Annotated in this window: 9 protein-coding genes; 3 read left to right on the forward strand and 6 right to left on the reverse strand. The window is 65.5% G+C overall.

All coding sequences use genetic code 11. The annotated features are described in order from the left end of the window. Positions 1–193: 193 nt before the first annotated feature. Entirely contained in the window at positions 194–2,908 is a 2,715-nt protein-coding gene (locus tag AC1DX2_RS24425) for a M16 family metallopeptidase (RefSeq protein WP_477199032.1), read from the forward strand. A 69-nt stretch (positions 2,909–2,977) separates the two neighbouring features. Here the strand turns inward: AC1DX2_RS24425 and AC1DX2_RS24430 are convergent, their stop codons facing one another. From AC1DX2_RS24430 to garD, 6 genes are all read right to left on the reverse strand, one after another. After that, positions 2,978–4,330 (reverse strand): TRAP transporter large permease, encoded by a 1,353-nt coding sequence (locus tag AC1DX2_RS24430; RefSeq protein ID WP_477199033.1) that lies wholly within the window; start codon positions 4,328–4,330, stop codon positions 2,978–2,980. 42 nt (positions 4,331–4,372) lie between these two features. Further along, entirely contained in the window at positions 4,373–4,855 is a 483-nt protein-coding gene (locus tag AC1DX2_RS24435) for a TRAP transporter small permease (protein WP_477199034.1), read from the reverse strand. Between the two features lie 90 nt (positions 4,856–4,945). Next, positions 4,946–5,965, reverse strand: coding sequence for a TRAP transporter substrate-binding protein (locus tag AC1DX2_RS24440; RefSeq protein ID WP_477199035.1), 1,020 nt, complete (start codon positions 5,963–5,965; stop codon positions 4,946–4,948). A gap of 58 nt (positions 5,966–6,023) precedes the next feature. Next, positions 6,024–6,917 (reverse strand): SMP-30/gluconolactonase/LRE family protein, encoded by an 894-nt coding sequence (locus tag AC1DX2_RS24445; RefSeq protein ID WP_477199036.1) that lies wholly within the window; start codon positions 6,915–6,917, stop codon positions 6,024–6,026. Continuing rightward, positions 6,914–7,732, reverse strand: a complete 819-nt coding sequence (locus AC1DX2_RS24450; RefSeq protein WP_477199037.1) for an NAD-dependent epimerase/dehydratase family protein — start codon at positions 7,730–7,732, stop codon at positions 6,914–6,916. Before AC1DX2_RS24450 ends, AC1DX2_RS24445 begins: the two co-directional genes overlap by 4 nt. Before the next feature lie 25 nt (positions 7,733–7,757). Then, positions 7,758–9,278, reverse strand: a complete 1,521-nt coding sequence (gene garD, locus AC1DX2_RS24455; RefSeq protein ID WP_477199050.1) for a galactarate dehydratase — start codon at positions 9,276–9,278, stop codon at positions 7,758–7,760. Between the two features lie 241 nt (positions 9,279–9,519). On the opposite strand from garD, the gene AC1DX2_RS24460 reads away from it, so the two are divergent. Next, the gene (locus AC1DX2_RS24460; protein ID WP_477199038.1) at positions 9,520–10,224 is read left to right on the forward strand and encodes a FadR/GntR family transcriptional regulator; all 705 of its coding nucleotides are present in this window, start codon (positions 9,520–9,522) and stop codon (positions 10,222–10,224) included. Positions 10,225–10,442: 218 nt separating this feature from the next. Then, positions 10,443–10,846, forward strand: a 404-nt coding sequence (locus tag AC1DX2_RS24465; protein ID WP_477199039.1) for a TonB-dependent receptor plug domain-containing protein, incomplete at its 3' end; no start/stop codon positions are given.

Genomic DNA, 10,846 nt, shown 5'->3' on the forward strand with positions numbered 1-10,846 from the left:
CAAGCCATGAACTGGATTTGCTGCAATGCGCCAACCGCAACTGTCAACGGGCCGGGCGCCGCTGCTGGTGTACCGATTTCCGCCGTTCGTCACATTTCCGGCCGCCGGGCCGGCATTTCGCCCCAGGGCGCCAGCACTGGGCGGGCACAATAGCCGTTTTTTCCCTTTCACCCTGAGAGAAAGTGACGCCCCCATGCGCCTTGTCCCTACCCTGCTCTGCTCCGCACTGCTGGGCCTGATGCCACTGGCCTTGAGCCAGTTCGCCCAGGCCGCCTCGCCCACCGCCCCACCGGCCACCGTGCTGGACGGCTTCCTGCAGGACGTGAAGAAGACCACGCTGCCCAACGGCCTGACGCTGATCACCAAGCCGCAAAAAGGCACCGGCGTGGTGGCCATCAACACCTGGGTCAAGGCTGGCTACTTCAACGAGACCGACGAGATCGCCGGCATGGCCCACCTGTTTGAACACATGTTCTTCAAGGGCTCCAAGGCCTTCCCTGGCGCCGAGCAGATTTCACAGGAGCTGGCCTCCATCGGCGGGCAGACCAACGCCGGCACCATCTACGACAGCACCAACTACTACTTCGTGGTGCCCAAGGAGGGCTTCCGCAAGGCGGTGGAAATCCAGGCCGATGCCATCAGCAACCCGCTGTTCGACCCCGCCGAGCTGAAGAAGGAAGCCGAGGTGGTGATCGAAGAGTCCAACCGCAAGCTGGACAACGCCCCGGCCGTGTCCATGGAGCGCATGTACGCCACCGCCTTCACCCAGCACCGCATGAAGCGCTGGCGCATTGGCTCCAACGAGGTGCTGCGCAACATCCAGCGCGCCAACCTGATGGCGTTTTTCGAGACCGTGTACCGGCCGGAGAACATCGTGTTGTCCATTGCTGGCGACATCACGCACGAAGAAGCGCTGGCCGTGGCCAATGAGACCTTCGGCAAGCTCGCCAAAGGCACGCTGGACAAGCGCTACGGCCCCAAGGAACCGGAACAGACCGCGTTCCGCTTCGGCCAGTCGTCGGCCGAAATCAAGCAGGGCTACACGGTGCTGGGCTGGCACACGCCCGGCGTGGGCAACCCGGACGAGCTGGCGCTGGACGTGCTGGCGGCCGTGATGGGTGACGGCCGCTCATCGCGCCTGTACACCAAGGTGGTGGGGCCCACCTCGGCCAGCACGGCAGAGGCGTCGCACGACAACTTTGACGACATCGGCGTCTTCGCCATCCAGGCCACCTTTGACGAAATGAACCGCATCACGGTGGACAAGGGCATCCTGGCCGAGGTGGAGCGCATGAAGGCCTGGGGCCCGACCGACTTCGAACTGCAACTGGCCAAGAACCGCATCGAAAGCGCGCTGGTGGCCGGCTTGCAGGGGGCACTGGGCCAGGCCACCACGCTGTCGCAGGTGGAGGCCCGCTACGGTGTGGACAAATTGCGCACGCGCCTGCTGGCGCTGCAAGCGCTGACACCCAAGCAGGTGCAGGAAGCCGCCCAGCGCTACCTGCGGGTGAACAACCTGACGCTGTACCACTACACGCCCAAGGGCACGCCAGACATGACGGCGGATGCCGCGCTGGCGCTGGTGAAGGAAGCCTCCGCCACGCCGCCCGCCGCCCTGCCCGCCATCAAGGCGCCGCCGGCGCCGGCACAGGTGGCCGCGGCCGTGGCCGACCAGCCGGTGAAAGACCTGCGCCTGGCCAATGGTGCGCGCCTGCTGGTGCGCGAACGCCCCGGCTCACCGATGATTTCTACCGGCGTGTACTTCCAGGGCGGGCGCAGCGATGAGAGCAGCCGCAACGCCGGCATCACCCAGCTGATGACGCGTGCGCTGCGCAAGGGCAGCAGCGCGCACAGCGGCGAAGAGATCGACCGCAGCATCGAGTTCCTCGGCACCGAGTTCACCACCGTCACCGAGGCTGATTTCTTCGGCCTGGGCCTGGACATCCAGCGCCGCAACTACAGCGCCGGCCTGGCGCTGCTGGCCGAGGTGCTGCGCAGCCCGGCGTTCGCCGACAAGGGCGTGCAGGAAGAGCGTTTCCAGCAGTTGGCGGCCATCAAACGCGCGTTTGACTCCTCCAGCGCGCGCCCGGTGCAAATGGCGTTCGAAGCCATGTACCCCGGCCATCCGTACGGCCTGCCTGCGGCCGGCTACGCGGCGTCGCTGGCCGATATCGGCCCGGCGCAACTGCGCGAGTGGCACAAGGCACGCGTGACAGCGCAAGACGCCGTCATCGTGGTGGTGGGCGACATCACGCTGGCAGACGCCAAAAAGATGGTGGAAGCACAGTTCGCCTGGCTGCCCAAGCGCGGCGCGGCAACGCATGCGGCGCCCAAGCCCGTCGCCGCACCGGCGGCCCGGCTGGAAGTGGCCGAGTACCGCGACCGCAAGCAGTCCGCCATCGTCTACCTGTTCCCCACGGTGAACCGCAAGCACGCCGACTGGCCGGCCGTGCGCCTGCTGAACAACGTCACCTCCGGCCTGGCCGGCACCTTCTTTGGCGAGCTGCGCAGCAAGAAATCGCTGGCCTACACGGTGTTCACGCAGGACAGCTCGCGCGCCACCGACGGCCTGATGCTGGCCTACATCGCCACCGATGCGAAGAAGGAAGAGATCTCCAAGGCCGCACTGCTGGACGAAATCCGCAAGCTGCCCAAGGACGAGTTCAACGCCGCCGACGTGGCACGTGCCAAGTCGTACTACGCCGGCAACACCCGCATCAACCGCCAGACCAACGGCGCGCTGAACCGCGAACTGGCCACCAACGCCATGTTCGGCCTGGAGCTGGACTTCACCGACCGGCTGCTGGACACCACCGCCAAGCTGGGTGTGGACGACTTGCGCGCTGTGGCGGGCAAGTACCTGAGCGGCGATGGGTTTGTGGGGGCCATCCAGAAGGGCAAGCCCTGAGATTGCGATCAGCATGTACCAAAGCAAAGAGGCCCCATGGGGCCTCTTTTTTGTCACCGATCAGCTTCGCTAGAACACGGGGTGCCCCGCCAGCAGCGAGGGCAGCCAGGTGGAGAACATGGGCACATAGGTAACCAGGTTGATGGCGACCCAGATCGCCAGGTAATACGGCCAGGCTGTCTTGGTGGCCTCGCCGATGGAGATGTTGCCGATCGCGCAGCCGACGAACTGCACCGTGCCCACCGGCGGGTGCACCAGGCCCAGGGCGCAGTTGAGCAGCAGCATCATGCCGAACTGCACCGGCCCCACACCCATCTGGATGGCCAACGGCAGGAACAACGGCGTGGTGATCAGGATGTGCGCCGCCATGTCCAGGAACACGCCCAGGAAGATCTGGATCAGGTTGATGTACAGCAGCATCAGCCACGGGTTTTGCGTGGCGTGCAGCAGGGCCGCCTCGATCGCCTCTGGAATCTCCAGGTAGGCCATCTGCCAGCGCAGCATGTTGGACACGCCGATCAGCAGCAGGATGACGCCGGTGGTGCGCGAGGCCTTGGCCAGCGCCTTGAGCATCTTGGAGCGGTCAATGCTGCGGTAGACCACGGTGGTCAGGAACAGCGAATACGCCACGGCGATGGCCGCCGCCTCGGTGGCGGTGGTGATGCCGCCCATCACGCAGCCCAGGATCACCAGCATCACCATCAGACCCGGCACGGCGGCGACGAAGGTGCGGGCCACCGCGCTCCAGCCGGGGAATCGCTCGATCATGGAGCTGCCGTCGGCGCGCTTGGGGAAGCCGTTCTTGTTGGCCTGCCAGTAGGCCGCCACCAGCATGCACACCATGATCCAGAACACCGGGATCAGGCCGGCGAACATCAGGTCGCCAATCGACACGCCGCGTATCGCATGGCCGTCGATGGTGCCCACCGCCGCCTGGGCGGCGAAGGCATAGATGATCATGTTGTGCGAGGTCGGCATCAGCGCGCCGGTCAGCGAGGCGTGGGTGGTGACGTTGACCGCGTAGTCGGCGCTGTAACCCTCGCGCTTCATGATGGGAATCATCACGCCGCCCATGGCCGAGGTGTCGGCCACCGGCGAACCGGACACGCCGCCAAACAGCGTGCTGGCCATCACGTTGGCCAGGCCCAGCCCGCCCTTCATGTGGCCCACCAGCGAGCGGGCGAAGTTCATGATCTTGTCGGCAATGCCACCGTGCAGCATCAGCTCGCCGGAGAAGATGAAGAACGGGATGGCCAGGAACGAGAACACGTTCATGCCCGACACCATCATCTGCATGGCGGTGGCCAGGGGCAGGCCCTCGACGGCGAAGGTGGCCAGGCAGGCCAGGCCGATGGCAAAGGCCACCGGCACGCCCAGCACCAGGAACAGCACGAAGCTCAAACACAGGACGGTCAATTCCATGGGTCTTGTCTCTAGTTTGTTGTGTTGGTTGTGGCGCGGCGATCAGCCGGCGGCGCTCGGGCGCTTGAGCGCCAGCAGGTGGTCAATGCTGAACAGCAGGATCAGCGCCCCGGCAATCAGCGAGGGGGCGTAGCGCCAGGCTTCGGAAATGCCCAGCGTGGGGATGTCGTCATGCCGGGTGGACAGGCCCATCTGCGCGCTGCCCCACAGCAGGAACACGGCGAACACAATGACCAACAACTCCACCACGATGATGCAGATAGTCTGCAGCTTTTGCGGCAGCAGCTTGACCACCGAATCCAGCCCGATGTGGCCGCTGGCCTGCACACCGGCGGCGGCACCGAACATGGCCACCGTGATGACCAGCAGCAGCGCCACCTGCTCCACATAGGCGGGCGGGTCGTTGAAGGCATAGCGCATCACCACGCCAAAGATCACCACCAGGCCCAGGCCGGCCAGGCAGGCGCTGGCCACATGCAGCGCCCAACGGGCCAGGCGCACGCACAAAACGTCAAGCCATTGCATGGCTGTGTCTCCTCTTATTTTTGCTACTGTTGGGCTGAATCAGCGCCGCACCACCGGCACAATGTTAGCGCAAACATTCAGCCCGCATTATCACTTGGCCGACACGATGTCGTTCACCAAGGCCTTCAGCTCGGGCGTGCTGCTGTACTTGTCCCAGATGGGCTTTTCAGCCTCCACGAAGCCCTTGCGGTCGATCTCGGCCGCCGGGATGAGCTTGGCGCCGGCCTTCAGCACATGGGCGCGGGCGTCCTTCTCCTTGGCGTCCCACAGCTTGGCGTAGTACGGCACCGATTCCTTGGCGGCCTTGCGCAATGCGGTCTGCTCGGCCGGCGTCAGCGTGTCCCACACCTTCTTGGAAAACACCAGCACCTCGGGCGACATCACGTGCAGCGTCTCGGAGTAGACGGATGCAGATTCGTAGTGACGCGCCTCCTCGTACGAGGGGATGTTGTTCTCAGCGGCGTCCAGCAGGCCGGTCTTCAGGCCGGTGTAGACCTCGGCCAGTGGCATTGGCGTGGGGGAGGCGCCCATGGCCTTGATCAGGTTGACCCACAGGTCCGACGGCTGCACACGGATCTTGAGGCCCTTCATGTCGGCCACGTTGCGGATGGGCTTCTTGGCGTAGACCGAACGGGCGCCGCTCTCGTACAGGCACAGGCCAACGAAGCCGGCCTTCTCGAAGGAGGCCAGGATCTTGTCGCCCTGCGCACCGTACATGGTGGCGCGGAAGTGGTTGATGTCGCGGAACAGGAAGGGCAGCGACGGGATCATGGACTCGGGCACGATGCCGTGGAAGGCCGCGGTGCTGACGCGCACCATGTCCAGCGCGCCTATCTTCACCTGCTCCACGGTGTCCTTCTCCGAGCCCAGCGAGCCGTCACTGAACACCTTGACCTTGTCCTTGCCACCGCTGGCTTTGGCCAGCTGGTCTCCCATGTACTGCACGGCCATGTTGGTGGGGTAATCCTTGGCGTGCACGTCGGCACTGCGGAAGGTGCGCGCCTGGGCCAGGTTGGCGGCAGCAAACAGTGCGGTGCACAGCAAGGCCGTGGTCAGACGCTTGAAGGTGAAGGCAGCTGGTCTGGGTGCCGTTGTGGTGGGGTGTTTCATGGTTTGTCTCTCTCTCTCTCTCTTGATGGTTGTAATCGCTTGAAGGCTGCAAGAGGCGTTACAGCCTGAACGGTGTTTCGGGCAGGCCGGCGACCTCCAGCTGGGTGACGCACAGTGCGCCATCGGGCGCATCCTCGTGGCCGACAAAGGGCTGCGGCGGCTTGATGGAGGTGATGAACAGGTGCTTCAGCTCGGGGCCACCGAAGGCACACATGGCGGGCTTGCGCACCGGCACTTCCAGCGAGCGCTCCAGCGTGCCGTCGGGACGGAAGCGGTGCACCACGCCAGCGTCGTTGCCGCAGATCCAGTAGCAGCCTTCGCTGTCCACCGCGGCGCCGTCGGGCCGGCCGGGGAACTTGTTCATGTCGACAAACACGCGCGGGTTGCTGGGCGTGCCGCTGAGCGGGTCGTAGTCGAAGGCCCAGATCAGTTGCACCGACGGGTGCGAGTCCGACAGGTACATGGTGCGGCTGTCGGGGCTGAAAGCCAGGCCATTGGGTGTGATCAGGCCATCCAGCACGCGCGTCAGGCCGCTGGCAGTGTCATAGCGGTACAACGCGCCGGCCTTGCTGGCCAGGGACATGTCCTGCACCATGGTGCCGACCCAGAAGCGGCCCTGGCGGTCACAGCGGCCGTCATTGCAGCGCATGTTGGGCGCGGCGTGTTCCATGCTGGCCAGTGGGCGCACCTGCAGGCTGGCGTCAGCTTGCGGGCGCAACTCAAAAATGCCGGTCTCCATGCCGGCGATCCAGCTGCCCGGCTGGCTGGCCGGCGCAATGCAGGCCAGCGCCTGCTGCGCCTGCCATTGGTCCAGCTGGTCGTCGCGCCAGCGCTGCAGCCGGCGCTGCGGGATGTCCACCCAATAGAGGGCGCCTTCATCGGCGCGCCACACCGGGCTCTCGCCCACCTGGTTGCGAAAATGCCCCAGCGTCTGCACAGTCAGCGCGCTCATTCGAACGGGCCCGCCTTGACGAAGCCGCCGCCCTGGAACTGCACCGCCGGGTCGCTCAAATCAGGCGCCGGCGTGCTGGCATAGACCTTGTCGGTGAACACCGCGGAGCTGTCCTGCGGCACATAGCCCACATGGCGGGCGTGGCTGTCGTTGTCCCACCAGGTGACGGGGTTGTCAGACACACCGTAGATGATGCTGTGGCCCAGCACCGGGGTGGTCAGCGCCGCGGTGATCAGGCGGAACAGGTCGCCATAGCTCAACCAGCTGGCCAGCATGCGGCGATCCCGAGGTTCGGGGAACGACGAGCCAATGCGCAAACAGGCGGTCTCTATGCCGTAGCGGTCGAAGTAGAAGCGCGACAGGTCTTCGCCAAAGGCCTTGCTGACGCCGTACAGGCCGTCGGGCCGCGGCGCATGCGCCGGCGTGATGGTCTCGCTCTGGCGGTAAAACCCGGTGACGTGGTTGGACGAGGCGAAGATGACGCGCTTGACGCCATGCCTGCGCGCCGACTCGTACAGGTTGTACACGCCCAGGATGTTGGCCTGCAGGATGGGGTTGAACGGCCCCTCCAGCGAGACGCCGCCCATGTGGATGATGGCGTCCACCCCGCTGACCATGGCGTCCACCGCGATGGCATCGGCCAGGTCGGCCAGCACCACCTGCTCGGACCCGGCAGCGTCGCCAAAGGCCACGCGGTCGGACAGGCGCAGCGTGTCGCACAGTTGCTTCAGCGGTTCGCGCAGCACCTGGCCCAGGCCACCGGCGGCGCCGGTCAACAGCAGGGTACGAAAGAGTTTGTTGGCGGAGGAAGTCATGTCAACAGTCATCGAATACACAAAATCAGGTGATGGGGGCTGGGTTGAACAGCGTCAGCGCGTTGTGCAGGCCCCAGTGCTCGGCCCAGGTCTGCTTGCCGCTGGCCACGTCCAGCAGCAGCTTGAACAGCTCCCAGCCCACGTCCTCTATCGTGGCCTCGCCGCTGGCGATGCGCCCGGCGTTGACGTCCATCAGGTCGTGCCAGCGGCGCGCCAGGTCGTTGCGCGTGGCCACCTTGACCACCGGCACCGCCGCCAGCCCGTAAGGCGTGCCGCGGCCGGTGGTGAACACGTGCACGTTCATGCCGGCGGCCACCTGCAGCGTGCCGCAGACAAAGTCACTGGCTGGCGTGGCGGCGTAGATCAGGCCCCGTTGGCCCTGCGGCAGCTTCTCACCCGGTGACAGCACGCCATTGATGGCCACGGTGCCGGACTTGACGATGGAGCCCATGGCCTTTTCCACGATGTTGGACAGGCCGCCACTCTTGTTGCCCGGCGTGGTGTTGGCGCTGCGGTCGACACCGCCGCGCTTCAGGTAGGCGTCGTACCACTGCATCTCGCGCACCATGGCCTGGGCCAGCTCGGGCGTGGCGGCACGCGAGGTGAGCTGGTCGATGCCGTCTCGCACCTCGGTGACTTCGGAGAACATCACGGTGGCGCCCGCGCGCACCAGCAGGTCGGTGGCAAAGCCCACCGCCGGGTTGGCGGTGACGCCGGAAAACGCGTCGCTACCGCCACACTGCACGCCCACCACCAGGTCGCTGGCCGGACAGGTTTCGCGCTGGCGGGCGTTCAACACCGTCAACTGCTGCTCGGCCATCTTCAGGATGGAATCAATCATGGACTGGAAGCCGATGTGGCCGGCGTCCTGCAGACACACCACCGGCACGTCCTTGTCACCCATGATGGGGATGCTGCCCTTGGGAAACAGGCGCGCCGGCTGCAGCTTCTCGCAGCCCAGGCTGACCACCATGGCCTGGCCGCCGAAGTTCGGGTTCTGGCTGATGTTGCGCAGCGTGCGTATCGGCACTTCGGCGCCGGGCGCGTCGATGGCCACACCACAACCATAAGAGTGCTCCAGCCCCACCACGTCATCCACGTTGGGAAAGCGCGGCAGCAACTCGGCCTTGATGCGCCTGACAGCATGCTCCACCACGCCGGCCACACACTGCACGGTGGTGGTCACGGCCAGGATGTTGCGTGTGCCGACCGAGCCGTCCGCATTGCGATAGCCCTGGAAGGTGTAGCCGGTGAGGCTTTCGGCCAGCGGCGGCTTCACCGTGGCCATGGGCAGGTTTTCCAGCGACTGGGCCGAGGGCAGGCGCAGTGCCGCTTCGTTGACCCAGCTGCCCCGGGGCAGCGCGCGGCTGGCATAACCGATGGTGACGTTGTAGCGGCGCACCGCGTCGCCCTCCGCCAGGTCGGCCAGCGCCACCTTGTGGCCCTGGGGAACGCCTTCCACCAGCTTCAAGCCATCGGGGAACACCGTGCCAGCGGGCAGCCCACCGTCGTTGACGACGATGGCCACGTTGTCTTGCGCATGCATGCGTATGAAACGTGGCGTGGTGCTGGCCGGGATGTTGGCATTTGTCAACGTGAAATCCTTGTTATTCAACACCCGCGCACACCCGTCTGGGCGGGTCTGGTGAGATCGAAAGTGTTGTGGCAAGTATGCCACCAAAATCAAAATTTGGCCAGTCCACCTTGAAAAATTGGTCGAACCACTTTAAGATGGCCTTACCAGATTAAGATAGCGACCTTACCAAAACAACAACCTGCCCTACCAAATGTCCGCCCGCCGCATCCCCGCCGCCAACGATGCCCACCCCGTGGAGCCACGCATGTACCGCGTGGTGGCGGACCGCATCCAGCAGCTCATCGAGGACGAGAAAATCCGTCCCGGAGAGCGCCTGCCGTCGGAGCGCGACCTGGCCACCAAGCTCAGCGTCAGCCGGGCTTCGCTGCGCGAGGCGCTGATTGCGCTGGAGCTGGGCGGCGTGGTGGAGGTGCGTGGGGGCTCGGGTGTTTATGTCAGCGAACCGGTGGATACCGGCAACGGTCTGCCAGAGGCCGGCCCCGGCCCGTTCGAGGTGCTGTCGGCGCGCCGGCTGATTGAGGCCGAAGTGGCGGCAATAGCCGCCCGCTCCGCCACCGACAGCGCCATCGACGCCATCCTGGTGGCGGTGCTGGAAATGGAGCGCAGCCATTCCAACAAGGCCGCCAACGAGCAGGCCGACCGCAACTTCCACATGGCGATTGCCCGCGCCACCGGCAACAGCGCGCTGGTGGGGGTGATTGAAACCCTGTGGAACCAGCGCGGGCGCCTGTGGCACAAGCTGAAGGAACATTTTCAAACCGAGGACCTGCGACAGCAGACCTTGACCGACCACCGCCGGATCCTGGAAGCCATCGCGGCCCATGACCCGGCGGCGGCACGCCATGCGATGCGCGCCCACCTGGAGCGCGTGACCCGTACATTTTCGAGAGGATGACCCGCAGGCGGATGAAACACCCCGCCCAGGCGCCAGATGCATGGCGCGCTTGAGACAAACAACAAAGTTCTTTGACCGTCTTCGACCTCGGCTGCAGGGCCCCCCTCCTGACAGACCTTCGTCGCAAGTGGCATGGGGTACGCGAGGTGCCCCGAGCGGCGCACCGGCTGACAAACCGGCGCGCCATCCGTCACGAACCACAACAAGGAGACAAAACCATGACCCTTCGCCGCAAGCCGAAACAACCCCGGCTGATCCTGTCCACCCTCGCCTTGGCCAGCCTGGCCATGCTGGACCAGGCTGCCGCCCAGACCGCGCCGGCCGCACCCGCGCCTGAATCCAGCCGTCTGGATCGGGTGGAGGTGACAGGCTCCATCATCCGCCGCGTCAATGACGAAAGCGCCTTGCCGGTGACGACCATGAAGGCTGCTGAACTGGACGCACGGCTGAACACCGAGCTGAAAGATTTCATGCTGGAGTTGCCACAGGCCAACTCCCTGGGCAGCAATGCAGGCACGGCCGGCCCCATGACCAGCCTGCGCGGCTTTGGCCCCATGCGCACGCTCACCCTGCTCAATGGCCGGCGCATGGCCAAGGAACCCCTGACCGACCAGTACGTCAG

The sequence above is a fragment of the Hylemonella sp. P2_B10 genome, assembly GCF_056404875.1.

Excerpts from the sequence above, each read along its gene's own strand:
- garD (WP_477199050.1), bottom strand. The coding sequence starts at position 9,278 with ATGCATGCGCAAGACAACGTGGCCATCGTCGTCAACGACGGTGGGCTG.
- AC1DX2_RS24425 (WP_477199032.1), top strand. The coding sequence starts at position 194 with ATGCGCCTTGTCCCTACCCTGCTCTGCTCCGCACTGCTGGGCCTGATG.
- AC1DX2_RS24460 (WP_477199038.1), top strand. The coding sequence starts at position 9,520 with ATGTCCGCCCGCCGCATCCCCGCCGCCAACGATGCCCACCCCGTGGAG.
- AC1DX2_RS24450 (WP_477199037.1), bottom strand. The coding sequence starts at position 7,732 with ATGACTTCCTCCGCCAACAAACTCTTTCGTACCCTGCTGTTGACCGGC.
- AC1DX2_RS24435 (WP_477199034.1), bottom strand. The coding sequence starts at position 4,855 with ATGCAATGGCTTGACGTTTTGTGCGTGCGCCTGGCCCGTTGGGCGCTG.
- AC1DX2_RS24445 (WP_477199036.1), bottom strand. The coding sequence starts at position 6,917 with ATGAGCGCGCTGACTGTGCAGACGCTGGGGCATTTTCGCAACCAGGTG.
- AC1DX2_RS24430 (WP_477199033.1), bottom strand. The coding sequence starts at position 4,330 with ATGGAATTGACCGTCCTGTGTTTGAGCTTCGTGCTGTTCCTGGTGCTG.
- AC1DX2_RS24440 (WP_477199035.1), bottom strand. The coding sequence starts at position 5,965 with ATGAAACACCCCACCACAACGGCACCCAGACCAGCTGCCTTCACCTTC.